Consider the following 25405-nt stretch of genomic DNA (forward strand, 5'->3'; position numbering starts at 1 on the left):
CATGGAACGACACACCCCCACGCAGGACAATCCCTGGCTGGCCCTGCGCAACCTCACCCCGGCGCGCATCGCCCTCGGCCGCACCGGCATCAGCCTGCCGACCGGCGCCCAGTTGGACTTCCAGTTCGCCCACGCCCAGGCCCGCGATGCCGTGCACCTGCCGTTCGACCACGTTGGCCTGCGCCAGCAGCTTGGCGAGCGCGGCCGCGACAGCCTGCTGCTGCACAGCGCCGCCAGCGACCGCCACCAATACCTGCAACGCCCGGACCTTGGCCGGCGCCTGCACGGGGACTCGGCCCAGCGCCTGCGTGAGCACGCCCAGGCCAACCCCGGCGGCGTCGACCTGGCGATCGTCGTCGCCGATGGCCTGTCGGCGCTGGCCGTGCACCGTCACACCCTGCCCTTCCTGGGTCGTTTCGAGGAACAGGCCGCCGCCGATGGCTGGACCAGCGCCCCGGTGATCCTGGTGGAGCAAGGCCGGGTCGCGGTGGCCGACGAGGTGGGCGAACTGCTCGGCGCGCGCATGACGGTGATGCTGATCGGCGAGCGGCCGGGCCTGAGTTCGCCCGACAGCCTGGGGCTGTACTTCACCTACGCGCCCAAGGTCGGCCTCACCGACGCCTACCGCAACTGCATCTCCAACGTGCGCCTGGAAGGCCTGAGCTATGGCATGGCCGCCCATCGCCTGCTGTATCTCATGCGCGAAGCCTGCAGGCGCCAGCTGTCGGGGGTGAATCTGAAGGACGAAGCGGAGGTCCATAGTATCGATAGTGAAGAATCTGCCGGAAAAAGCGGAAACTTCCTGCTCGGTGAAGGGTAAAAAACATGTCACGGAAGGCGGATTGCGCTTCTAGCCTGCTTTAGGCAGCATGCCCGAGGACGCTGCAGGCAATCCGCCGTATCCCCAATGGACTCAGAGGCCCGCCCATGCGCATCATCCAGGCAACCTTGGAACACCTTGACCTGCTCACCCCGCTGTTCGTGAAATACCGCGAGTTCTATGGGCAACTGCCTTACCCGGACAGCTCACGATCCTTCCTCGAGAAGCGCCTCAAGCGTAAAGAGTCGATCATCTACCTGGCCCTGCCGGATGACGGCGATGATCGCCTGCTGGGTTTCTGCCAGCTGTACCCAAGCTTTTCGTCGCTGTCGCTCAAGCGCGTGTGGATCCTCAACGACATCTACGTGGCCGAGGACTCACGACGCATGCTGGTAGCGGACAACCTGATGCGCGAAGCCAAGAAGATGGCCAAGCAATCCAACGCCGTGCGCATGCGCGTGTCCACCAGCAGCGACAACGAAGTGGCGCGCAAGACCTATGAGTCCATGGGCTTTCGCAAGGACACCGAGTTCGAGAACTATATCTTGCCGATCAGTCAGGATTGATGCCTGGCGCTCTTGTGCTCTCTGTGGGAGCGGCCTTGTGTCGCGATGGGCCGCGCAGCGGCCCCGACGATTTTGCATGATGTCGACATTCAGGGGCCGCTGCGCGCCCCATCGCGACACAAGGCCGCTCCCAGAGGAACCGCGTTGCCGCAGACTTTCCCTCTGGAAGCCCAATTACCCATCGTAACCCCTCGCTACAAACTCTCCGGGCACAATCCGGACTTAGCCGTATAATCCCCCTCCTGTCATGTGCGAAAAGTTACCCGCCTAGCCGGTAAACCGTCCCCAACCATGGCGCTGTCCGTCATCGCGCGCCCGTAGACGCGGGTCAAGAACACAGGTGCTGTACATGGATTTCAACCCGCTGGACCTCATCCTGCATCTCGATGCCTACCTCGATCTGCTGGTCAACAACTACGGTCCCTGGATCTACGCCATCCTCTTCGCCGTGATTTTCTGCGAGACCGGCCTGGTGGTCATGCCATTCCTGCCGGGCGATTCGCTGCTGTTCATCGCCGGCGCCGTGGCCGCGGGCGGCGGTATGGACCCGGGACTGCTGGCCGGCCTGCTGATGGCCGCGGCGATCCTCGGCGACAGCACCAACTACGTGATCGGGCGCACGGCGGGTGAACGCCTGTTCCGCAACCCCAACTCGAAGATCTTCCGCCAGGACTACCTGCAGCGCACCCACGAGTTCTACGAACGCCACGGCGGCAAGACCGTCACCCTGGCGCGCTTCCTGCCGATCCTGCGCACCTTCGCACCGTTCGTCGCCGGCATCGCCCACATGCACTACCCGCGCTTCCTGGCCTTCAGCGTGACCGGTTCGCTGCTGTGGGTGGGCGGCCTGGTGACCCTGGGCTACTTCTTCGGCAACGTGCCGTTCATCAAGCAGCACCTGTCGCTGATGGTGGTCGGCATCATCATCCTGTCGCTGGTGCCGATGATCCTCGGCCTGCTGCGCGGTCGCTTCGGCCGCACGGCCAAGGCCCACTGACCGGCGCATGTGGTCGTTCAGCGCCTGGCGCCGCCGGCGTACCCTGGCCCGCTACCCGGTCGACCCACAGCTATGGCAGGTGATCCGCGATCGCCTGCCGCTGCTGGACGGCATCAGCGACGAAGAAGACCGCTGGCTGCGTGAAGCCAGCGTGCTGTTCCTGCGCGACAAGCACCTGACCACCCTGCCGGGCGTCGAGCTGGACGACGAGCAGCGCCTGTTCCTCGCCGCCCAGGCCCAATTGCCACTGCTGCACCTGGGAGAGCTGAACTGGTTCCAGGGCTTCCACGAGATCATCCTCTATCCCGACGATTTCAAGAGCCCCCAGCGCCACCGCGATGCCAGCGGCGTCGAGCATGTCTGGGACGCCGAGCACAGCGGCGAGGCCTGGCAGCAGGGGCCGGTGATCCTGGCCTGGCCCGGGGTGCTGGCCAGCGGCGGCTGGGAAGCCTACAACCTGGTGATCCACGAACTGGCGCACAAGCTGGACATGCTCAACGGCGATGCCAACGGCCTGCCGCCCCTGCACCACGGCATGCGTGTCGAGGACTGGGCCCAGGCCATGCAGCAGGCCTATGACGCGATGAATCGCCAGCTCGATGCCGACCCGGACGCCGAAACGGCCATCGACCCCTACGCGGCGGAAAACCCGGCCGAGTTCTTTGCCGTCACCAGCGAATACTTTTTCAGCGCCCCCGACCTGCTGCACCAGGCCTGGCCGCAGGTCTACCAGCAGCTGTCGCTGTTCTACCGCCAGGACCCGCTCGAGCGTCTGGCGCGCCTGCAAGCCGAGCACCCGGATTACCGCGAAAGCCACGTCTGAGCGCCCGCACATCAGGCCGGGCGTGGCACCCGCTGTGGGAATGTGCCTATAATCGCCGCCACTTTTTTGTTCAAACACGGGGGCATTGCCCAATGAGCTACAGCAAGATTCCAGCCGGCAAAGACCTGCCGAACGACATCTACGTCGCCATCGAAATCCCGGCCAACCACGCGCCGATCAAGTACGAGATCGACAAGGACAGCGATGCCCTGTTCGTCGACCGCTTCATGGCCACCCCGATGTTCTACCCGGCCAACTACGGCTACATTCCAAACACCCTGGCCGACGACGGTGATCCGCTGGACGTGCTGGTCGTGACCCCGTACCCGGTCGCTCCAGGCTCGGTCATCCGCGCCCGTCCGGTCGGCATCCTGAACATGACCGACGACGGCGGCGGCGACGCCAAGGTCATCGCTGTTCCACACGACAAGCTGAGCCAGCTGTATGTCGACGTGAAGGAATACACCGACCTGCCAGCCCTGCTGATCCAGCAGATCGAACACTTCTTCGCGAACTACAAGGATCTCGAGAAGGGCAAGTGGGTCAAGATCGAAGGCTGGGACGGCGCCGACGCCGCCCGCGCCGCGATCACCAAGTCGGTCGCTGCCTACAAGGGCTGAGCCTGACACAAGAAAAGCCCTGCTTCGGCAGGGCTTTTTTATGGGCGCTCGCCAAGGGGAATCGCACACCGACCATGCATGGAGAGAAACTTCTTACTCGCTCCTAGGCATTACCTTACAAGCCACCACGTTTCCTACAAATACCCTCGACATCGGGTTGATTTCCACACCGTTCGAGGGTCTATAGACTCGGCACCATGAAAACATCCGGTGACCGTCTCAAAGCCCTCCTGCTGGAGTGCAACCTGACCCCGTCCGACTTTGCCGCCCAGCGCAAGGTCACGCCGCAGCACGTCAACAACTGGTTCAAGCGCGGTGTGCCCCAGGCTCGGCTCGACGAGATTGCCGACCTGTTCTGCGTGCGCAGGCGCTGGCTGCGCAGTGGCGAGGGACCGAAGCATCCGACGCCCCTGACCCCCATATCATCGGCGGCGCCAAGCCTGGCCCTGCCGCCGCCGTTGCAGGCCCTGGACACTGACCTGGTCCACCTGCCCCTGCACCAGGTGCGGGAAGGCAGACTGTTGGCACTGCCAGGCCACTACCAGCCGATACCCCGGCGAGCCCTGGAGTGCGTGCAGGTCAACGCAGAAAAGGCCATCTGCCTCGGCATGCCGGGTAACAACATGGCCCCCCTGCTGCCCCTGGGCACCCTGCTGGCTATCGACCGCAGCTGTACCCGGGTGGTCGAGGGCGAATGCTATGCCTTGCTGCACAATGGCCGCCTGCGGGTGCAGCACCTCACCCTTGGCCACAACGGCACGCTGTGCCTGCACAGCCATGACCGTCTCAACCACCCCAGCGAACGCTATACGGCCTATCAGCGCCGGGTGCAGAACGTGGAAATCCTCGGCTGGGTGTTCTGGTGGTCAAGCCTGCGCCCGGCACGCCCCGGCTGAAGCACCTCACTTTTTGCTGGGCATGTGCCGCACACACGGGTATGCTACGCCGCACATCTTACCCCCTGATGGTGCAAGCCGCATTCCAGAGGGCCTGGCGACGCCTCACACAGCCGTACGCCATCTTTTTCAGGCCATGTTGCCAACCGTTCAAGGCGGTTGCGGCTTATCAAAAATGAGCCAAGACCGTCCCCGAGAAGCCGGCCACAAGCCGGCTTTTTAATGCCTGACGAAAAGTTGGCCGCCCTCTCAGAAGCGCGCCACCATCCCCACCCGCCAGGTCCGCCCCGGTGCCGGCATGAAGCTCTGCGCCAGCGGGTCCAGGTAGTAGCGGTCGGTCAGGTTCTGCACCGACACATTCAGCTCGGTGTGCTCCAGCAGCTTGTACTTGAGGAACAGGTCGAACAACGCCACCGAGCGATAGTCGATCTGCGGCGTAGTTGCGCCGGTCTGCCAGGGTTTGTCCATCTGCGCGGTGGGTCCCGAGCTGTAGGTCATGCGCCCGCCCACGGTCAGTGCCTCGTCGAAGAAGCGCATCCCGCCGAGCAGGTTGGCCGAGAAGCGCGGCGGGTTCTGGGTGTTGGTATACGAGCCCATGTAGCTGCCCGACGTGCAGTCCGGGGTGTCCTGGGTGCGCTGGTAGCGATTGGCGCTGGCACGCAGCTTGGCGGCGAAGGCCGCGTCGCAGGTCTCGGTCATCAGGTAGTAGGTGGCCGAGAGGTCGGCGAACACGCGCCCGGCATCGTAGTGCGACTGCAGTTCCAGGCCGCGGGTGTGGAAGCTGTCGGTGTTGCTGAAGGTCATCTGCCCCCACAGGCCCGGGCTCGGGTCGTAGTAGCGGGTGATGTAGTTCTTGATGTCGTTGTCGAACCAGGCCAGCTTGGCCGACGCCTCGTCGCCTGCGGTCAGCAGGTCGCTGCGCAAGGCGCTCACGCCCACTTCCCAGCTGCGCGAGCGCTCGGGCTTGAGGTGCTTGCCCGGGGTGACCTGCTGGGTGCCCTGGCTGGTCTCGAACAGCGACGGCAGGCGCAGGCCCTCGGTGTAGGAGGCATAGACGAAGGTGTCCGGCAGGAACTCGAAATTGATACCGAAGGCCGGTGCGAAGCCACCGCCGCGGCTCTTGCCCTGTGGGGTGTAGTCGTAGCCGGTGACCACGTTACTGACGCCTTCGGGATGGACCACCACGTTGGTCGCGCCGGACTCGTTGAACGGCACGCCATTGAACGGCTCGTTGCTGTTCTCGAAGACGATGCCGTTGTTCAGGCGTGGGTCGGTGGCGTCGGTGTACTGGCCGTTCTGGTCGGGGAACCACATCATGCTGCCCCAATGCCCCGGGCTGCTGGCGGTGATCCAGCGCATTTCCCGCTCTTCGCGGCGAGCCTCGGCCAGCACGGTGTTGTCCTTGGTCTGGTAGTGGGCATAGCGACCACCGCCCCACAGCGTCAGCGCTTCAGTGGGCTTGTATTCCAGGTTGCCGTTGAAGCTGAATTCCTGGCGCGAGGCATCGCGCAGCATGCGGTTGGCATTGATGTCGTGCTGGGTGGAAACCACGCTCTTCTGCGGCTGCAGGTCCTCGAGCTGGAAGGCGCCGCCCAGGTCGAGCTTGAAATCGCCATGGGCGGTGGTGAAGCGCGACACGTTGTTCAGGTCGCCGCCGATGCGACGGTTGTCCTGACGGGACCAGGCGCGGTCGGTACGGTACAGCTGCGACTTGGGCGCCATCCAGGCCGCGCTCAAGGTACTGGTCTTCGAGTCGGTCATCCACAGCCTGCTGGTGAGGTCCACCCACGGATTGCCCTCGGGCAGGTAGTGATAGCGAGCGGTGTAGGTGTCGATCTGGATTTCGCTGGTGGGGTACTGATAGATGCCCGCGGTGCCATAACGGAAGATGTCCGACGGCATGATCTCGCCCATGTGCCCGTCGAAGCGGCGGTAACCCAGGTCCAGGGTATGGTCGTCGGCCAGCCGCCAGGTGGTCTTGAGCAGGTAGGAGTCGGTCTCGAACGACGAGTTGAGCACCTCCTCGCCGGCGTTGTAGGTGTTGGCGACGCTGGCTTGCTCGTCACCGTCGCGATCGTAGAGCCGGTAGCGGTCCTGACCCTTCTTGCCGGAGAAATAGTTGCCCTGGTTGCGGTGCGCATAGGCCGCCACCAGGTCGAAGCGTTCATGGGAGTAACCAAAGGCGGCGCTACCGGACTCGGCCTTGGAGCCGAACAGGCTGCCGCGTTCGTCGCGTGGCACCGCGCTCAGATCCTCGTCCTTGGAGTTGCGGTTGCGGTGCTCGGGCTCCACGCCGTTGTTCCACAGGTTGCCGGTCAGGCGCACGCCGACGTCCTTGCCATCGACCAGGATGTCATCGACGCCGATGGTCTTCATTTCCACCGAGCCGCCAATCGCCCCCGAGCGGGTGCTGGGGCCCTTGTTCACGGTGACGCTGCTGATCAGGTCGGGGTCGATGTAGCTGCGCTGCTGGGTACCGCCGTAGCCCCGGTAGACATCCACCGCCTGCTCCGAGCCATCGACCCTGACCGCCACCCGGCTCTGCCCCTGGATGCCGCGGATGTTGACGTCCAGCGCGCCGCCGTTGCGGCTGTCGCCCACCTGCACGCCCGCCACGCCCTTGAGCATGTCGCCCACCGACACGGTGCTGAAGCGGTCGAGGTCCTCGCGCGACAGGTGCACCGTCGAGCGCGGCGCGCGGTAGGTGTCGCGCTGTGGGTCAGCCAGCTCGCTGGCCGCGACCATGGTCGGCGTCAGTTCCGTCGCCATCGCCAATGCCTGGGCCTGCGGGATGAGGATGTAGGCACCCCGCGAGTTCGGCAGCAGTTGCAGGCCGCTGTTGGCCAGCAGCCGCCGGGCTCCCTCCTGCACGGTGTAGCGCCCCTTGAGCGCCGGCGCGGCGCGACCGCGGGTCAGCTCCGGGTCATAGGACAACAGCAGGCCCGATTGGCTGGCGAACACGCCCAGCGCGGTGCCCAGCGGGCCCTGGACGATGTCGTAGTCGCGCAGCTTGGCATCGTCTAACCGGGTGGACGCCGCGGCCGGGGTATCGGCGGCCTGGGCCAGGGTCGAAGCCGTGCCCATCAGGCAGCCGAGCATCGCACAACGCACGGCGAAGCTGATCGGGGACAAGCGTTGCAAAGGACGCGAAACAGGGGAAAGCCGACGGATTGCGGGCATGCTTTTCTCGCTCGTGAGGTCAGTGCCCGGCACTCGATGCGGGCTTGCACCCCTTCTGTCGCATGACGGCGAAAAAGGTATATGCGTGCGATTCGCATTTTCACTTGATCTTGTGATTTAGCCAAATCTAGTGATAATTGTTTGCATTTACGCCCTGACACCTCCCCGCCATGACACTTTTCAATACTCCGCCCCAGCCCGCCGAGCGCTGCGCCGTGACCACGCTGTACATCGAGCACCACGCCTGGTTGCGCGGCTGGCTGGCGTACCGACTGCGCTCCTGGGGGCGTGGCGTGGCCGACGACCTGGCCCAGGACATCTTCGTGCGCGTGCTCGCCAGCCGCGACAGCAACCAGCCTGACACCTTGCGCCAGCCACGCGCCTACCTGACCCGCATCGCCAACTGCGTGCTGGTCAGCTGGCGCCGCCGTCATTCGCTGGAGCAGGCCTGGCTCGAGGCGCTGGCGCTGGTGCCCGAGGCGCTGCAGCCGTCGCCCGAGCAGCAGAGCGTCATCCTCGAGACCCTGCACGAGATCGACGCGGTGCTCGACAGCCTGCGTCCACGGGTCAGGCAGGCGTTCCTGATGGCCACCCTGGACGGCATGAAACAGAAAGACATTGCCCAGGCCCTGAACGTCGCTTTGCCGACGGTGAAGAAGTACATCCACGAAGGCTACATGGCCTGCCTGAGCCAGATGCCCGATGACTGACCAGCCCGCCATTGCCCAGGCCGTGCTTGCCGAGGCCGCCGCCTGGTTGCTGCTGATGCAGGAAGGCCCGCTGACGCCGGCGCAACAGCTCGAGCTGGAGCGCTGGCGGCGCCGCGACCCGGACCACGAACGCGCCTGGAAGCGTGCCCAGCGCCTGCTGACCCGCCTGGGCACCCTGCCGCCGACCCTCGCCCGGCAAACCCTCGTTCGCCCGCAGGACAGCAGCCGGCGCACCGTACTGCGTGGCCTGCTGGTGCTGATCGGCGCGGCCCCGCTGGGCTGGTGGGCATGGCGCCAGGCCCGGGAAGGTGTCGACTACCAGACCGCAGTGGGCGAACGGCGCGAGTTGCTGCTGAGCGATGGCACCCAGGTCACGCTCAACAGCCACAGCGAGCTGCAGGTGGTGTATTCGGCCAAGGAACGCCTGCTGCACCTGCGCCGTGGCGAGGCATACATCATCACCGCGCAGGACCCGTCGCGGCCGTTGCGGGTGCGGAGCGAGCACGGCCTGATGCAGGCGCTGGGCACCCGCTTCAGCGTGCGCCAGCTCCCTCGCGAGACCCAGCTCGCGGTTTATGAAGGCGCCGTGCGCGTCACCCCCGAAGCTGGCCGTGGCACCGTCATCCACACCGGCTCGCAGGTGCGCTTCGACCGCGATCGGCTCGGCCTGGTGGAAACCGCCCGGGACACCCAGCTGGCCTGGCGCAAGGGTTTGCTGGTGGTCGACGACATGCCGCTATTGCAGTGGGCCCAGGAGCTGATGCGCTACGGCGACCAACGCCTGGTCTGCGACCCGGCCGTGGCCGAGCTGCGGGTCTCCGGCAGCTTCCCGGTCGATGACCTGCCACTGGCCCTGGCCATGCTGAGCGAGAGCCATGGCCTGCGAGTGCGCACCGAAGCCGGCGGGATGTTCATCAGTCGCTGAAAAAGGGGCCGCAGGCATCAACCACGCGACGAAATGCCGGCATCCAGCCATTGCCCCGGCACCATCGCCAATGGGATGATTCGTATTTGCAACGAATTCTCATCAAGGTCACCCCGTGCCCCCCAAGCTCCTCCTCGCCGAAGACGACCCCCGATTGCGCCAGGACCTGGAACAGCACTTCCTGCGTCGCGGCTTCAGCGTCCAGGCCTGCGAGAACGGCACCCAGGCATTGAACGCGATGCACAAGGCCCCCTTCGACCTGCTGCTGCTGGACATCATGCTCCCCGGCATCGATGGCCTCAGCCTGCTCGACGAACTGCGCCGGCACCAGGCGGTACCGGTGATGCTGATGTCGGCCCTGGGCGCCGAGCAGGACCGCATCAGCGGCTTCACCCGCGGCGCCGACGACTACCTGCCCAAGCCCTTCAGCCTGGCCGAACTGGATGCCCGGATCGATGCCCTGCTGCGCCGGGTGGCGCTGGACCGACGCCCGCCCATGCCACGCAACACCTGCCCGCTGACCTTCGATACCGCCAACCATGATGTCGCCCACCATGGCCAGAATGCCGGGCTGACCGGCTCCGAATACCGATTGCTGGTGACCTTGCAGGCCCATCCCGGCGAGGCGCTGAGCAAGGCGTTTCTCTACCAGAGCGTCCTGCACCGGGCCTATACCCGCCTCGACCGCGGCCTGGATGTGCATGTCTGCAACCTGCGCCGCAAGCTCGCCACCATCGGCGCCGGCCACCTGGAGATCCAGGCCGTGCGCGGCCAGGGCTATATCCTGGTCGATGCGGGCAGCAGCTGATGCGCCGTCATCCGCTGCTGTGGAAGCTGGCGCTGCTGCAGGTGTGCTTCTGCCTGCTGCTGACCTGGCTGATCTGGACCTGGGGCCTTTCCGTCGAGCGCAGCACCTACTTTCTGGCCCCCGCCGACCGGGTGTTCCTCGCCGACTTCGCCAAACGGGCCGAGCAGGCCTGGCGCGCGGAGGGCGCCGATGGCGTGGAACGCCTGCGCCGCCGGCTCGAAACCGAGGAGGACACCTGGGTCGCCATCATCGGCCCCCACCTGCAGAGCCTCGGCACCACGCCCCTGAGCGCCGATGAAGCCAGCCGCCTGACTTTCATGCGCAAGCTCGACTGGCCGATGAGCCGGCGCCTGCAGGACGAGCTGCCGTACGTGAGCATCGCCTTCCCCGAGCACCCCGAGGACGGCCGCCTGGTCATCCAGCTCCCCGAGCACCTGCTGCCCACCGGCCTGACACCCTGGACCCACGTGGTCACCCACGGCGTGGCCCCCGCCCTGCTCGCCCTGCTGCTGGGCCTGGCGCTGTACCGTCATCTGGTCGTGCCGCTCAACCGCCTGCGCGACCGCGCCGACGCCCTGCGCGCCGATGATCTGGACGGTCCCGGGCTGCCCCTGCAGGAGCGTCGCGACGAGCTGGGCGAGCTGGCCCAGGCCTTCGAGCACATGGCCGTGCGCCTGCGCAAAAGCCTCGACCAGCAACGCCTGCTGCTGCGCACCCTGTCCCACGAACTGCGCACCCCGCTGGCGCGCCTGCGCATCGCCCACGACAGCGAACTACCGGCGCAGCAGCTGCGCCAGCGCCTGGACCGCGAGGTGGACGACATGCAGAAACTGCTGGAGAACACCCTCGACCTGGCCTGGCTGGACACCGAGCGGCCGCAACTGGCGACCGAGCCGGTACTGGTGCTCTCGGTCTGGGAGGCGCTGGTCCAGGACAGCTGCTTCGAAAGCGGCTGGCCGTCCGAACGGCTGCCCTGCTCGCTCGGGCTCGAATGCAATGTGCAGGCGCACCTGGACAGCCTGGCCCAGGCCTTGGAAAACCTGCTGCGCAATGCCATCCGCCACTCGCCCGCCACTGGCCGGGTCAGCCTGGACGGTTGGCGCGAGGGCGCCTTCTGGCGCCTGTGCCTGCGCGACCAAGGGCCCGGGGTGCCGGAGGCGGAACTCGAACAGATCTTCCAGCCCTATCGCCGCCTGCCTGGCAGCGGCGCCGGCTTCGGCCTGGGTCTGGCCATCGCCCGACGCGCCATCGAGCTGCAAGGCGGGCGCTTGTGGGCGACCAATGGCCATCCCGGCCTGTGCCTGCACCTGCTGCTGCCGGCCAGCGAAAGTGTTTAGAAAGTTAATGCGCTTTACTCTCAAATAGGAGTTATTACCATCTGTGATCTCTTGAATTCAGCCCGCCGTGCCGGAGATCACACATGTCGCCCCGCCCGCTTTCCCTCGCCCCCTTCCTGCTGCTGTCCAGCTGCCTGCTGAGCAGCGCCGTGCAGGCCGCCAACCAGCCAGAACCCATCGTGCTGGAAAGCCAGAACGTGGTGGCCACCGCCCTGGAGGAGACCAAGCAGGCACCGGGTGTATCGGTCATCACCGCCGAGGACATCCAGAAACGCCCACCGGCCAACGACCTGTCGCAGATCATCCGCACCATGCCTGGAGTCAACCTCACCGGCAACTCCACCAGCGGCCAGCGCGGCAACAACCGGCAGATCGATATCCGTGGCATGGGGCCGGAGAACACCCTGATCCTGGTCGACGGCAAGCCGGTCAGCAGCCGCAGCTCGGTGCGCTACGGCTGGCGCGGCGAACGCGACTCGCGCGGCGACACCAACTGGGTGCCGGCCGACCAGGTCGAGCGCATCGAGGTGATCCGCGGCCCGGCGGCGGCGCGCTACGGCTCCGGGGCCATGGGTGGGGTGATCAACATCATCACCAAGCAACCGGCGGGCGAGACCCACGGCAACATGACCGTGTACCAGAACTTCCCGCAGCACGGTGACGAAGGCGCCACCAAGCGCGTGAGCTTCGGCCTCAACGGCCCACTGACCGACACCCTCAGCTATCGGGTGTACGGCAACGTGGCCAAGACCGACGCGGACGACTGGGACATCAACGCCGGCCACGAGTCCGCGCGCACCGGCACCCAGGCCGGTACCCTGCCCGCCGGCCGCGAAGGCGTGCGCAACAAGGACCTCAACGGCCTGCTGAGCTGGCGCCTGACCCCGGAGCAGACCCTGGAGCTCGAAGCCGGCTTCAGCCGCCAGGGCAACCTGTACGCGGGCGATACGCAGAACACCAACTCCAATGCCAACGTCAAAAACATGCTGGGCAAGGAGACCAACATTCTCTACCGCGAGAACTTCGCCATCACTCACCGGGGCGACTGGGACTTCGGCAGCAGCATGGCCTTTCTGCAATACGAAAAGACCCGTAACCAGCGCATCAACGAAGGGCTGGCCGGCGGCACCGAAGGCATCTTCAGCAACACCGACTTCTACACCTCGACCCTGCGCGACCTGACCGCCCACGGTGAGCTCAACCTGCCACTGCACGCCTGGCGCGACCAGACCCTGACCCTGGGCAGCGAGTGGAGCCAGCAGAAACTGGACGACCCCAACGCCAATACCCAGACCACCAGCGAAGGCGGCAGCGTGCCCGGCCTGAGCAGCAGCGGCCGCAGCACCAGCAGCCAGGCGCAGATCTTCTCGCTGTTTGCCGAGGACAACATCGAACTGCTGCCCGGCACCATGCTCACTCCGGCACTGCGCTTCGATCACCACAGCATCGTCGGCGACAACTGGAGCCCGTCGCTCAACCTGTCCCACGCGCTGACCGACACCCTGACGCTCAAGGCCGGCATCGCCCGCGCCTACAAGGCGCCGAACCTGTACCAGCTCAATCCCGACTACCTGCTCTACAGCCGAGGCCAGGGCTGCTACGGGCAGAGCACCAGCTGCTACCTGCAGGGCAACGCGCACCTGGAAGCCGAGACCAGCGTCAACAAGGAACTGGGCATCGAGTTCCAGGAAAACGGCTGGGTCGCCGGCCTGACGTACTTTCGCAACGACTACAAGAACAAGATCGACTCGGGCCTGAGCGGCATCGGCCAGGCATCCGGTGGCGCAGGCCTCAACGCCAACGCCACCCTGTACCAGTGGGAGAACATTCCCAAGGCGCTGGTCGAGGGCCTCGAGGGCACCCTGACCATCCCGCTGAGCGAACAGCTGAAGTGGAGCAACAACTTCACCTACATGCTGCAGTCGAAGAACAAGACCACCGGCGAGACCCTGTCGGTGACCCCGGCCTACACCCTCAATTCGATGCTCGACTGGCAAGCCTGCGACGACCTGTCGCTGCAGCTGAGCGTGGCCTGGTACGGCAAGCAGACGCCGAAGAAGTACGACTACCAGGGCAAGCGGGTCACCGGCACCGCCAACGACCAGGTGGCCCCTTACGCCCTGGTCGGCGCCAGCGGCACCTATGCACTCACTAAAAACCTGAGCGTTACCGCCGGCATCGACAACCTGTTCGACAAGCGTCTGTACCGGGCCGGCAACGCCCAGGCGGTGAACGGTATCGAGGGTGCGGGCGCGGCCACCTACAACGAACCCGGGCGCACTCTCTACACCAGCCTGACCGCCTCCTTCTGAACCCGTGCCGCCGCCGCATCCGACGATGCCGCGGCGGCCTGTCATGGATGACCTCACGAGAACGCCCGATGAAGATCCTCTCCCTTGTCCTGACGCTGGCGCTGAGCGGCACGGCCCTGGCCCAGCCGCAACCCGAGCAGAAGATGGACACGACCCTGCTGCAGCGCCAGGACCTGGCCTATCGCTTCAGCCACCTCGACCTGGATTCGCGCGATGGCCAGCGCCATTACCGCCTGTGGATCGGCCAGCCCCGACGTCCGGCCCCCGCCAGCGGTTACCCGGTGCTGTGGATGCTCGACGGCAACGCCGCCATCAGTACCCTGACGCCGCAGCAGCTGCAGGCGCTCGACAACGGCCAGGCACCGCTGCTGGTCGCCGTCGGCTACCAGACAGACCAACGCATCGAGCGCGCCGCACGTACCTACGACTACACCCCCGTGGTGCCCGGACTGGCCGCGCAACGCGACCCCCTGACCGGCCAGGCCAGCGGGGGTGCCGATGAGTTCCTCGACCTATTGGAACAGCGCATGCGCCCGATGATCGCCGCTGTTGCTTCCGTCGACCCGCAACGGCAGACACTCTGGGGCCACTCCTATGGCGGGCTGGCGGTGCTGCACACGCTGTTCACCCGCCCGTGGCTGTTCAGCGACTATGCGGCGGCCAGTCCATCGTTGTGGTGGAACGACGGAGTCATTCTCAACGAAGCGCAAGGCCTGCGCGAACGGTTGTCCGACCGGCACCCACGGCTGTTGCTGATGCGCGGGAGCGCAGAACCGCTCACACCACGCAGCACGCCTCAGGCGGATACGCTAAATCCGGTGCGTGAGCTGACACGGGACCTGAAGCGAACGACCGGAATGCAGGTGTGCTTGGTTCCGTTCGAAGGACTGACCCACGGTGCGATGCTGCCGGCATCATTGGGTCGCGTCATGGATGAGATGTCCAGCCCACAACGGATGCCGACCTGCACTCGCTGACAGCCCGTCAAGGAGCGGATGCTGGAGCGCGAGAGGCGAGCTCGCTGATCCGACAACGCCGCTTGATGAAGCGAAAGTCCTCTGCGCCCTCGGGAACAGCCACGACGGCCAGTTCAAAGCGAACTTGCACCAGCCTCGCGCTCCCTGGCACCTGATCTTCCAGACCGCACGCCTCAGGGGGTAGATGAAACGAACTGAACACCAGTGCCTGTTTGAGCTTCTGGCTGGCGTAGGTCGTCGAAACCAGACGCGAGGCCGTTTGCTGCATGCCGGCCGTAGTGAAGCTCAACGCAACAAGGACAGAGATTCTCCTGGCGGTCGCCAAACGCAGACGACGGTTTTCGATCGAGCGCTGCTGCGGACTCAGATAAGCGAGCCGCGCGCGTATCACCTTCCGTTTGCCGGCCCACAAATGCCCAGCCCCAAGCAACCAGGACACCAGCGCCCCCAGAGGAAGCAAGCCAAGCGGCCAGACGACCAAAGACATGATCAGCACGAACAGGTTCTGCCCACGCGTAAATGCATTTGCCTCCAACCCAGTGAATCGACTGATCGTCGCATCTGCCAGTGGACCCGCCAGATACGGAATCGCCGCACTGGTTAGGCCGATCACGACCATCAACAAGGCTCGGTACCTCTTCAGCTCAGCCCAGATTTCCTTATCTACCCGGCACAGGACCAGCATTGCCACGACCATCGTGAGCAGCAAGGCATAAGCCATCCAGAGTACGGGGTTGTAGTGCAGGTATTGGACAATCAGCGTGAGCACCATGAAAACCAAAAAGTTCACGAAGATCAGTAGTGCCATCCAGTCACTGACTGTGGCTACCTCGCGTAGTGTACGCAACTCGGATTTCATCCGAGCGACCACACCCGGCCTCTCAGCCGCCCGCACGCACCACTGCGCGACAAACGAGACAGGCAACGCCAGGACAAACACGGTATTGATCAAAACGAATGCAATGTTCACAAGCTTCATGTTCTTTACTCAACCTTTGACACACACCACCTGACGCAGGGTGTGCACCACTTCTACCAACTCCCGCTGGGCCTGCATCACCACATCGATGTCCTTGTAGGCCATCGGGATCTCGTCGATCACGTCCTTGTCCTTGCGGCACTCCACATGGGCGGTGGCACGCTGCTGGTCCTCGACGGTGAAGCGGCTCTTGGCCTTGGTGCGGCTCATCACCCGGCCCGCGCCATGGCTGCACGAGCAGAACGCCTCCTCGTTGCCCAGGCCACGGACGATGAAGCTCTTGGCGCCCATGGAACCGGGGATGATGCCCAACTGGCCCTTCTGCGCCGATACCGCGCCCTTGCGGGTCACCAGCACCTCACGGCCGAAGTGCTGCTCCTTCTGCACATAGTTGTGGTGGCAGTTGACCGCCTCGAGGCTGGCCTCGAACGGTTTGCCCAGCACCTTTCGGGTGGCGGCAACCACCGCCTGCATCATTAGCTCACGGTTGTGCCGGGCGAAGTCCTGCGCCCACTCGACCGCCTCGACATAGTCGGCGAAATGCCGGCTGCCTTCCTCGAAGTACGCCAGGTCCCGGTCCGGCAGGTTGACCATGTGCTGGCGCATGTCGGCCTGGGCCAGTTCGATGAACAGGTTGCCGATGGCGTTACCCACACCACGCGACCCGCTGTGCAGCATGAACCAGACCCGGTCGGCCTCGTCCAGGCAGACTTCGATGAAGTGGTTGCCGCCACCCAGTGTCCCCAGGTGCTGACGGTTGTTGGTCTTCTCCAGCCGCGGGTACTTGTCGGTGATCGCCTTGAAGCGCCCGGCCAGGCCGCTCCATACCTGGTCGGCCTGGTTCGGCACATTGTCCCAGGCACCCTGGTCGCGACGGCCGAAGGTCTTGCCATGGGGCACGGCTTTTTCGATGGCCGTACGCAGGCCGTGCAGGTTGTCCGGCAGGTCGCGGGCGTGCAGCGAGGTGCGTGCGGCGATCATGCCGCAGCCGATGTCCACGCCCACCGCCGCCGGAATGATCGCGCCCACGGTGGGGATCACGCTGCCGATGGTCGAGCCCTTGCCCAGGTGCACGTCCGGCATCACCGCCAGGTGCTTGAAGATGAACGGCATCTTCGCCGTGTTCATCAGTTGCTTGCGGGCGTCGTCCTCGACCGGTACACCGTCGGTCCACAGTTTGATCGGCTTGCCGCCCGCCACTTCGAGTATGTTCATTGCCTTGTTCCTTGCTGCGCTACGTCTTGTCGCAAAGGGTCAACCCGCCTTGAGGCTGACCATTCCATTCAATACCTGATCCAGGCCACCGAACACCGAAATCCGGTCGATGCGCTCGGCCACCCGCTCCAGGGTTTCCAGCTCCTTCAGGCGCAGGGCCGTCGGGTTGCCTTCCATCACCTTGGCGGTGTTGAGCAGCGAACGGGTCGCCTGGGTTTCCTCGCGGCGCCGGATCACGTTGGCCTGGGCGGCCTTTTCCGCCTCCACCACTTGTGCCAGCAGGGTCTTCATTTCGCCTGGCAGGATGATGTCGCGCACCCCCAGGCTGCTCACCTCCAGGCCACTGCCTTGCAGGTGCGCCAGCAGGTGCTCGGTGACGCTACCGTCGATGGACTGCTTGTCTTCCAGCAGCTCGTCGAGGGTGCGGGTACCCACTGCCGCACGCAAGCCGAACTGCAGCTCGCGATACAGATGCTCCACCGGCTTGCTCATCTGTCCGTGGGCGCCAAGCACATCGGTGTAGCGCCAGTTGGCCACCAGGCTCAAGCGCAGGCTGACCTTGTCACGGGTGAGGATCTCCTGGCCGTTGACCTCCAACGCCTGCAGGCGGGTGTCGACCATCTCCACCGCTACCTGGCTGCCGCAGCGCCAGTAGCCATGCCGGCCTGGCTCGAGCAACCCGGCCACCACGCCATCAATCTTCAGCACGCCGACATGGAAGGCCGGCACCAGTGCCAGCAAGACCAGGTCCGTACCGGCCACGCCGGGTCGGTTAAGGCGAACCACCAGTTCGTCGTCCAGGCGCCGTCCTTGATTAAGGTCGATGCGCTGCAAGCCATGTTCGACCTGACCTTTCCAGTACAGGCGGCGGCTGTCCGGGGCCAGCAACTCAACCAGGCGACCGTCCTCGAAGCGCAGGCCGGCCTCATGCGGCGCCAGGTCCATGGTTTCGAAGTACTGCTCGACCAGTGCCGGCTCATGCCCACGCAGGTATTGCGCCAGCGGGTGGTCAAACAGCGGGGATTGGAGGCTGAAAGTGGTCACTGTCAGCCGGTCTTGCCAGTCGAAACGCTGGTACTGGCCAGGCTCGAGGATCGACACGAAGTCGCCTTCGCTCATCAACAGGCCGCGTTCGTTTTTCTTCACCACAAAGCGTTTCAACAGTTTCATCTTGCTCATCCTTTTATCAATGTCCTTGGCTGCGGGTGGTCACCGACTCACCGAGCGCCGTGGGCGAAACCTGGCGGAGTCCGGGGCTGGGAGCGATTGCTCCGGCGGCCGCCATCGTTGCGCCTGGTCCGGCCGGCGGGCCGGGTGAACCAGCGGTGGCTCAGGCTTCCTTCGCAGTGGCGGGTCGTCCTGGCCCTGGTTGCGTTGCCTGTGCCCCACCTGCGGGTGTTGCGGGTGTAGCTACCGTGGAGGGTATTGCCGAGACGTGGCCCGGCGAGCGCCTCGCAAGCCTGTTCACAGGCTTGCGCCGCAATGACCGGTCGTTGCGGCGGCGGCATGCACGACACCGACACCTGAAGGTGGGTACGTGCACCGGCGGGGGTTGATCCCCTGACCCGAGGGCCTGCCTGGCGATGCGGTCGAGAGGGATATAGCGAGCGGCGTGCCAGGTTTTCATTCGATCTTGAAAAAATCTTTTAACTAACTGATTTATAAGTATTTATTTTTTGTTGCGCGTTAGCCTGTGCATTGCAACGTGTCATACCGATTTCATTTTTCGTATATTCTGAGATACATATTTATCTCTTTGGATAATCACGGATGACCAAGCCCCTCGTCGCCATCGGTTTCCTCGGCACCACCCTCGACCGCAACGGCAAGGGCGCCGCACGCTGGAACCGCTGGCGGCCAACCATCGGCCTGTGCCAGCAAGCCGACCTGCCCCTGGACCGCCTGGAACTGATCCACGGCCCCGGCACCCGCGACCTCGGCCTGGCCGAGCGGATTCGCGCCGACATCCAGCAGGTCTCGCCCGACACCGAAGTGCGCCTGCACCCGCTGGCGCTGCGCAACCCTTGGGACTTCGAGGAGGTCTACGGCGCCCTGCACGACTTCGCCAGCGGTTATACCTTCGACACCGAGCGCGAGGACTACCTGGTGCATATCACCACCGGTACCCACGTCGCGCAGATCTGCTGGTTCCTGCTTACCGAGGCGCGCTACCTGCCGGCGCGCCTGGTGCAGACCTCGCCCTCGCGCAAGCAGGACGAAAACAGCGACCCGGCCGGCATCGCCACCCTGATCGACCTCGACCTGTCGCGCTACGACCCGATCGCCTCGCGCTTTCGCCGCGAACAGGCCCAGGGGCAATCGCTGCTCAAGTCCGGCATCGCCACGCGCAACCCGGATTTCAACCGCACCATCGAGCAGATCGAGCGGGTCGCCCTGCGCTCGAAGGCCCCCATGCTGCTGGTCGGCCCAACCGGCGCCGGCAAGTCGTTCCTGGCCCGCCGCGTCCATGAGCTCAAGCGCGGCCGCCATCAACTGGGCGGGCGCTTCATCGAAGTGAACTGCGCCACCCTGCGCGGCGACGGCGCCATGTCGACCCTGTTCGGCCACGCCAAGGGCGCCTTCACCGGCGCCCAGAACGCCCGCGACGGTCTGCTGCGCGCCGCCGACGGCGGCATGCTGTTCCTCGACGAGATCGGTGAACTGGGCGCTGACGAACAGGCCATGCTGCTCAAGGCCATCGAGGAAAAGCGATTCTTCCCGCTGGGCGCGGACCGCGAGGTGGAAAGCGACTTCCAGCTGATCGCCGGCACCCACCGCGACCTGCGCGCCAAGGTCGCCGACGGCTCGTTCCGCGAGGACCTGTTCGCCCGCATCAACCTGTGGACCTTCGCCCTCCCGGGCCTGGCCGAACGCCGCGAGGACATCGAGCCGAACCTTGATTTCGAGTTGCAGCGCCATGCCCGCGAACAGGGGCGCCAGGTGCGCTTCAACCTCGAAGCCAAGCGCCGCTACCTGGCCTTCGCCCATGCCAGCGAGGCACGCTGGGCCGGCAACTTCCGCGAGCTCTCGGCGTCGATCACGCGCATGGCGACCCTGGCCGACAGCGGGCGCATCGACGAGGCACTGGTCGAGGAAGAGATTGCCCGACTGCGCTATGCATGGGGCTTGGAACCGGCAAGCGAGCCCCTGCTGGCCGACCGCTCACTCGACTTGTTCGACCAGGTTCAGTTACAGGCGGTCATCGACGTCTGCCGCCGTGCCCCGAGCCTGTCCGAGGCCGGGCGCCAGCTGTTCGCGGTGTCGCGCCAGGAGAAGGCCAACCCCAACGACGCCGACCGCCTGCGCAAGTACCTGGCGCGCTTTGGGCTGGACTGGCAGCAACTAAAGTCGTAGGGCTTGCCAGCCCGCTGGCACAGTGGGGTATGCTTGGCCGGTCTTCAGGGCGGGGTGAAAGTCCCCACCGGCGGTAAATCGAAAGATGAGCCCGCGAGCGCCCCGGCCATGCCGGGGGTCAGCAGATCTGGTGAGATTCCAGGGCCGACGGTCATAGTCCGGATGAAAGAAGGCGTTTGGCAAGGGCCGCCCAGGCGCCCTTGCGCGCGCATTTTGTTCGCCCCGAGACGTTCATCGATCATTCACGAGGAGCGTTTCATGTCCACCATGCTCAACAAGCAATTCCCCAATGTCAGCGCCGCCATCGCCGCCTTCCAGGCCGGGCGCCCTGTACTGCTGCTCGACGACGACGACCGCGAGGACGAAGCCGATATCGTCGCCGCCGCCGAGAACCTTTCGCTGCAGACCATGGCCATGATGATCCGCGATTGCAGCGGTATCGTCTGCCTGTGCCTGGACGAAGCCACCGTCGATGCCCTGCAGCTGGCGCCGATGGTACAGAACAACCAGGCCCGCCATGGCACCGGCTTCACCGTCACCATCGAGGCCGCCGAAGGGGTCAGCACCGGCGTGTCGGCACAGGACCGCATCACCACCATCGAAGCCGCGCTGCGCTCGACCGCGCAGGAACGTCATATCGTCAGCCCAGGCCATGTGTTCCCGCTGCGCGCCCGCAATGGCGGCGTATTGACCCGTCGCGGCCACACCGAAGGCTCGGTGGACCTGGCCCACCTGGCCGGCCTGCGCCCGGCGGCGGTACTGTGCGAACTGATGAATCCCGACGGCAGCATGGCCCGCGGCGAACAGGTGGCGGTGTATGCCCGCCAGTACAACCTGCCGGTGCTGACCATCGAGGAACTGGCGCGCTATCGCGAAGCGATGATCGAGCTGGAAGCAGAGATCGCCTGAACCATCTTGGGGCTGCAAAGTAGCCCCAACAATCTAAAGCCCAACGCCAATCAAGCTGCCGTCAACGCAACCTCAACGGCCCCTTCAGAAACTCATACAACCCCGCCGCACTCTTGCGATAGCCATCAGCCGTCAGGTGCACCAGATCCGGCCGCGCCAGCCCGCCCGCCTGCCAGCCGGCAATCGAGCACGGCCCGCCCATGAACCCCTGCCAATCCCAGAACAGCGCCTTGTGCTTGTGCGCCATCTGCTTCTGGATACGGATCACCGAGGCCAACGGTTGAGGCTGGCGCGCCGCACAGCTGCGCGCCTTGCGTTGCTTGATCGAGTCCGGCGGACCGACCAGCAGGATCGCCGCCTGTGGCAGGTCCTTGCGAAGGCCCGTGAGGGTCGCCTCCAGTTGCGTCTGGTACAGCGCCAGGTCGAGCTTGTCGTCAAACGCTTCGTTGGTGCCGTAGGCCAGGATCACCAGGTCAGGCCGCACGGCCTTGAGGCTGTCACGCCAACCCGACTGCCACTTGTCCACCACGTCCAGGCGCGCACCGTTGATGCCCAGCGCCGAGTAGGTCACCCCGGCATTCTTCTGTCCCTGGATGTACCAGCCCCCCAGTGCGACACCCCGACCGCCCTCGACACTCAACTGCACCGGCAGGCCGACATTGGCGTAGGCCGGGCTGAAGCGCCACTGGCCATTGCTGGCCGGCAGTACGCGGCGCTGGCCGCCATTGACGAAGAGGCTGGCGCTGGTGCTCGACTGGTACAGCGCCGAGACCTTGTAACGCTGGCGGTCCTCGTCCCGCGCCTGCAGCACCACACTGGCGCGATTGGCCAACGGCAGCGACAGGTAGCCCCCCAACGGGAACTGCTGGCTCTGCTGGTTACGCGCCGACACCAGCTCCCACTGGCGCTTCTCGCTCTTGATGATCACCCGGTCGTTGCGGATCCCCGGCACCGGCGAGGCCGGCACCAGGCCGATGCCGCCGTCGCCGTAGCGCGCCTGCAACAGCTTGCGCAGCTCGCCGCTGAACAGGTCGGCGGCGGTGTGCGAGTCACCCAGCTGGACGATGGCAACTGGCGCCCGGCCGGCATTGCGCAGCTTGCCGGCGAGCAAGGCGAGGTTGCCGTCCTGACGGGCGGCAGGCGCGGCGGCGGGCCGGGCCGTGGGCTGGGCGCTCACGCTGTTGGCGCCGGTACTGCAACCCGGCACGGCGCTGATCAGCAGGGCCAGGCCCAGCAGGTGATGCCATTGGCGCATCTCAATGTCCTGTAACGGTCAGGCCCGGAAAGCTGATCAGCGACAGAACCTGTTCGGCGATCATCTTCTGGCCTGTGATGGTGAAATGAATGCCGTCGTCGACCCGCACCTTGACCCGCTTGCCCTGCGGTGTCTGCACCGTATACGAGAAGCTGGCGTCGGTGTAGCCGAGGATCGGGTTGGCCGAGACGTAGTGCTGGCCGAAGAGCGCGGTCTGCTCCTGGTAGAGCCCGCTGAGGTAGCCCATTGCCGTGGACAGTCGCGCCTTTTCCATATTCGGCGGCCCGACCCAGATCACCTGCACGTTGTGCGCTCGCGCTTGCTCGAGGATCGAATCGATACGGGCGCGGTAGGCGACCTCCCACTCCGGCGACTTGAAGCGCAGGAACGGCTTGCCCTTGCCCTGGGGCATGTCCCAGGGGTCGTTGGGGCCGAGGAACACCACCATCAGACGCACGTTCGGTTCATGGTCGAGGGTGTCGGCCACGGTCTTCGGCCAGTTGAAGAAGCCCGGGTAGGCAAGGCCGGTGCTCTGCTTGCTGAGGTTGACGGTACGGATCTGGTAGCGCTTGCGCAGGCTGTTGGCCAGGTGCGGCGCCACGCCCTGCATCAGCGAGTCGCCGACCAGGAACACGTCGTCGCCAGCGGCCAGCGAGGCCACGGTGCCCGGCTGCAGCAACACCGGTGCAGGCGCGGACGGTGCAGGCTGGGCGACAACTACGGGGGCTGGCGCATGAACAGGCGCAGGCGTCGGCTGCACATGCGCAGGCGTCGACACCGGTGGCAACGGCTTGGCCAAGGCCGCCGGGGTTTCCAGATCGACCGTGACCACCGGCAACGGTGCGGGCAGCACCTCGACCGCCGGCCCCTCGGCCAGTTGCGGCGCGGGCAGCAACTGCTCGAGCAGGCCATCGCGTTGCGCCTCCAGCATCGCCGTCAACTGCGCGCCCATACGCCAGGCCGGCATCTGGCCCAGCACCGGTATCTCGCAGCTCTGGTGGTATTTCTGCTGGCAATAAAGCTTGATCGAGTCCTGGTTCAGCCAGAACAGCAACGCGGTGGTGACCACGATCGCATACAAGCCACGGGCGGCGCCCATCTGCACCTGGAACAGCTGTTTGCTATCAGAAGCTTGCATAGATGAACCCCGGCACGCCCGACTGCGAAGCGAAAATCACCAGCGACACACCGACCCCGAGCGGGATCGGGTACAGCTGCCACGGCAGGCGCTGGAACAGCGCGCCACTCTGGCGCAACAGCGCCAGCCACTGTGGATAACTGGCCACGAACAGCACGCAGGCCAGCAGCATCAGGCCCGTGGCGCTGTGCAGTCCCGCCAGGCTCAGCTGGCCGATGTCGCCGAGCATCTCCAGCGCGCCGTCCAGCGTCGGGCTGCGGAAGAAGATCCAGGCGAAGGCCACGTAATGGAAGGTCATCAGGCGCGCCAGCAGGCCGGCACCCGGCAGCCGCGCGAAACCCGGAAACCACTGGCTGAACAGCTTGGAAATGGCCAGGCCGACCCCATGCAGGGCGCCCCAGATGATGAAGTTCACGCTCGCCCCGTGCCAAAGGCCGGACACCAGCATCGCCAGCAGCATGTTCAGGTTGCCGCGCCATACGCCCTTGCGGTTGCCGCCCAGCGGGATGTACACATAGTCGCGGATGAAGCGCGACAGGCTGATGTGCCAGCGGCCCCAGAATTCCTTGAGGTTGTGCGCGGCGTACGGCGCGTCGAAGTTGTCCGGCAGACGAAAGCCCAGCAGCAGGGCGATGCCGGTGACCAGGTTGGTGTAGCCGCTGAAGTTGAAGTAGATCAGCAAGCTGTAGCCGTACACGCTCAGCAGCACCTGCTCGGGGCTGGCGCTGCCCGGGGTGTCGAATACCGGGTCGACCCACTCGCTACCCAGCCAGGCACTGAGGAAGAACAGCTTGACCACCGCCATGGCGATCAACCCCAGCGCCCGCTGCGGCTCCAGCACCTGGCGCATGGCCGGCGGGCGGATCTGCGGCAACATGTGCAGGGCGCGGTTGACCGGCCCGGCCACCAGGCTGGGGAAGAACGCCAGGTACAGGGCCAGGTCCAGCGGCGGCGCCGGTGCCAGCTCGCGGCGGTTGATCGACACCAGGTAGCTGACCGAATGGAAGGTGTAGAACGACAGCCCGATCGGCACCAGCACTTCCAGCAGCGGCAGCGCCACGTCGAACCCGGCGGTGGCCAGCGCGGCCTGCGCGCCTTCGACGAAGAACGCCTGGTACTTGAACAGGTAGAAGCAGCCCAGCACCAGCGTCAGCAGCAGCACGCGGCTGAACCAGCGCCCGGGATAGCGCCCCGCCAGCAGGCCGAACAGGTACACCAGCGTGCTGTAGCCCAGCAGGATGTACAGCGATTGCAGGCTGAAGCTCGCCACCAGGCCGTAGCTGGCGGTCAGCAGCAGCAGGTTCTGCAACCGTACGCTCCAGCACAGGCTCCAGTAGAGCAGGAAGAACAGCGTGAAACAGAGGCCGAATTCGATCGAGAGGAAGCTCACAACGTAGTCCATTACATGACGTCGGGGAGGAAGGTCCCTGGCCCGCAGGCCAGAGCGCGCGGATTATGGCAGAGGGCCGCCACCCCCACAATTCGATTGCATCGCGGATTGCAAGATGGCTCACGCCAGACAAATGCAACAAAATGCGACGAACGATAGGCCCACGCAATTTGCTCCCCCTGCCCCGCTCTGCT

At 65.4% G+C, this 25405-nt stretch carries 21 protein-coding genes and 1 riboswitch; of the genes, 14 read left to right on the top strand and 7 right to left on the bottom strand.

Annotation, left to right across the window (positions count from 1 at the left end):
- Position 1 precedes the first annotated feature (1 nt).
- From eutC to DMX06_RS13875, 6 genes are all read left to right on the top strand, one after another.
- Positions 2-820: an ethanolamine ammonia-lyase subunit EutC gene (gene eutC, locus DMX06_RS13850; RefSeq protein ID WP_110737964.1), complete on the top strand. Its 819-nt coding sequence runs from the start codon at positions 2-4 to the stop codon at positions 818-820.
- A gap of 107 nt (positions 821-927) precedes the next feature.
- The gene (locus tag DMX06_RS13855; protein ID WP_110737966.1) at positions 928-1386 is read left to right on the top strand and encodes a GNAT family N-acetyltransferase; all 459 of its coding nucleotides are present in this window, start codon (positions 928-930) and stop codon (positions 1384-1386) included.
- A 349-nt stretch (positions 1387-1735) separates the two neighbouring features.
- Positions 1736-2383, top strand: a complete 648-nt coding sequence (locus DMX06_RS13860) for a DedA family protein (protein WP_110738048.1) — start codon at positions 1736-1738, stop codon at positions 2381-2383.
- 7 nt (positions 2384-2390) lie between these two features.
- On the top strand, positions 2391-3206 hold the full coding sequence (locus tag DMX06_RS13865) for a M90 family metallopeptidase (protein WP_110737968.1): 816 nt from the start codon (positions 2391-2393) through the stop codon (positions 3204-3206).
- A 92-nt stretch (positions 3207-3298) separates the two neighbouring features.
- Positions 3299-3826 carry an inorganic diphosphatase gene (gene ppa, locus DMX06_RS13870; protein ID WP_110737970.1) on the top strand — a complete coding sequence of 176 codons (528 nt, stop codon included), beginning with the start codon at positions 3299-3301 and terminating at the stop codon, positions 3824-3826.
- 197 nt (positions 3827-4023) lie between these two features.
- The gene (locus DMX06_RS13875) at positions 4024-4722 is read left to right on the top strand and encodes a LexA family transcriptional regulator (protein ID WP_110737972.1); all 699 of its coding nucleotides are present in this window, start codon (positions 4024-4026) and stop codon (positions 4720-4722) included.
- Positions 4723-4971: 249 nt separating this feature from the next.
- On the opposite strand, the gene DMX06_RS13880 is transcribed toward DMX06_RS13875, so the two are convergent.
- Complete coding sequence (locus DMX06_RS13880) at positions 4972-7902, bottom strand: TonB-dependent receptor (protein WP_181427826.1); 2931 nt, start codon at positions 7900-7902, stop codon at positions 4972-4974.
- Positions 7903-8072: 170 nt separating this feature from the next.
- On the opposite strand from DMX06_RS13880, the gene DMX06_RS13885 reads away from it, so the two are divergent.
- From DMX06_RS13885 to DMX06_RS13910, 6 genes are all read left to right on the top strand, one after another.
- The gene (locus DMX06_RS13885; RefSeq protein WP_110737976.1) at positions 8073-8612 is read left to right on the top strand and encodes a sigma-70 family RNA polymerase sigma factor; all 540 of its coding nucleotides are present in this window, start codon (positions 8073-8075) and stop codon (positions 8610-8612) included.
- Positions 8605-9537 carry a FecR family protein gene (locus DMX06_RS13890; RefSeq protein WP_110737978.1) on the top strand — a complete coding sequence of 311 codons (933 nt, stop codon included), beginning with the start codon at positions 8605-8607 and terminating at the stop codon, positions 9535-9537. Before DMX06_RS13885 ends, DMX06_RS13890 begins: the two co-directional genes overlap by 8 nt.
- Positions 9538-9652: 115 nt before the next feature.
- Positions 9653-10345: a response regulator transcription factor gene (locus DMX06_RS13895; RefSeq protein WP_110737980.1), complete on the top strand. Its 693-nt coding sequence runs from the start codon at positions 9653-9655 to the stop codon at positions 10343-10345.
- Positions 10345-11682: a HAMP domain-containing sensor histidine kinase gene (locus tag DMX06_RS13900; protein WP_110737982.1), complete on the top strand. Its 1338-nt coding sequence runs from the start codon at positions 10345-10347 to the stop codon at positions 11680-11682. Before DMX06_RS13895 ends, DMX06_RS13900 begins: the two co-directional genes overlap by 1 nt.
- Positions 11683-11765: 83 nt before the next feature.
- A complete protein-coding gene (locus tag DMX06_RS13905; RefSeq protein ID WP_110737984.1) occupies positions 11766-13994 on the top strand; it encodes a TonB-dependent siderophore receptor in 2229 nt (742 codons plus the stop codon).
- Between the two features lie 68 nt (positions 13995-14062).
- The gene (locus DMX06_RS13910; RefSeq protein WP_110737986.1) at positions 14063-14971 is read left to right on the top strand and encodes an alpha/beta hydrolase; all 909 of its coding nucleotides are present in this window, start codon (positions 14063-14065) and stop codon (positions 14969-14971) included.
- A gap of 7 nt (positions 14972-14978) precedes the next feature.
- Here DMX06_RS13910 and DMX06_RS13915 read toward each other — a convergent pair whose 3' ends face one another.
- From DMX06_RS13915 to DMX06_RS13925, 3 genes are read right to left on the bottom strand one after another with little or no spacing between them, the layout of a single operon-like run.
- On the bottom strand, positions 14979-15950 hold the full coding sequence (locus tag DMX06_RS13915) for a hypothetical protein (protein WP_110737988.1): 972 nt from the start codon (positions 15948-15950) through the stop codon (positions 14979-14981).
- A 9-nt stretch (positions 15951-15959) separates the two neighbouring features.
- Positions 15960-17165 (bottom strand): RtcB family protein, encoded by a 1206-nt coding sequence (locus DMX06_RS13920; RefSeq protein WP_110737990.1) that lies wholly within the window; start codon positions 17163-17165, stop codon positions 15960-15962.
- A 39-nt stretch (positions 17166-17204) separates the two neighbouring features.
- The gene (locus DMX06_RS13925; protein ID WP_110737992.1) at positions 17205-18335 is read right to left on the bottom strand and encodes a slipin family protein; all 1131 of its coding nucleotides are present in this window, start codon (positions 18333-18335) and stop codon (positions 17205-17207) included.
- Positions 18336-18935: 600 nt separating this feature from the next.
- Here DMX06_RS13925 and rtcR point away from each other — a divergent pair.
- Complete coding sequence (gene rtcR / locus DMX06_RS13930) at positions 18936-20519, top strand: RNA repair transcriptional activator RtcR (RefSeq protein ID WP_110737994.1); 1584 nt, start codon at positions 18936-18938, stop codon at positions 20517-20519.
- A 36-nt stretch (positions 20520-20555) separates the two neighbouring features.
- Positions 20556-20697, top strand: a riboswitch (FMN riboswitch).
- 80 nt (positions 20698-20777) lie between these two features.
- Positions 20778-21428 carry a 3,4-dihydroxy-2-butanone-4-phosphate synthase gene (ribB, locus tag DMX06_RS13935; RefSeq protein ID WP_110737996.1) on the top strand — a complete coding sequence of 217 codons (651 nt, stop codon included), beginning with the start codon at positions 20778-20780 and terminating at the stop codon, positions 21426-21428.
- Positions 21429-21489: 61 nt separating this feature from the next.
- Here the strand turns inward: ribB and DMX06_RS13940 are convergent, their stop codons facing one another.
- Genes DMX06_RS13940 through DMX06_RS13950 form a run of 3 tightly spaced genes read right to left on the bottom strand, consistent with a single transcriptional unit; the run spans position 21490 to position 25223 of the window.
- The gene (locus DMX06_RS13940; protein WP_110737998.1) at positions 21490-22683 is read right to left on the bottom strand and encodes an SGNH/GDSL hydrolase family protein; all 1194 of its coding nucleotides are present in this window, start codon (positions 22681-22683) and stop codon (positions 21490-21492) included.
- Position 22684: 1 nt separating this feature from the next.
- The gene (locus tag DMX06_RS13945) at positions 22685-23821 is read right to left on the bottom strand and encodes an SGNH/GDSL hydrolase family protein (protein WP_258378857.1); all 1137 of its coding nucleotides are present in this window, start codon (positions 23819-23821) and stop codon (positions 22685-22687) included.
- Positions 23808-25223, bottom strand: coding sequence for an MBOAT family O-acyltransferase (locus DMX06_RS13950; RefSeq protein ID WP_110738000.1), 1416 nt, complete (start codon positions 25221-25223; stop codon positions 23808-23810). Before DMX06_RS13950 ends, DMX06_RS13945 begins: the two co-directional genes overlap by 14 nt.
- Positions 25224-25405 lie beyond the last annotated feature (182 nt).

Source organism: Pseudomonas mosselii, assembly GCF_003205295.1.
GTDB lineage: Bacteria > Pseudomonadota > Gammaproteobacteria > Pseudomonadales > Pseudomonadaceae > Aquipseudomonas > Aquipseudomonas mosselii_B.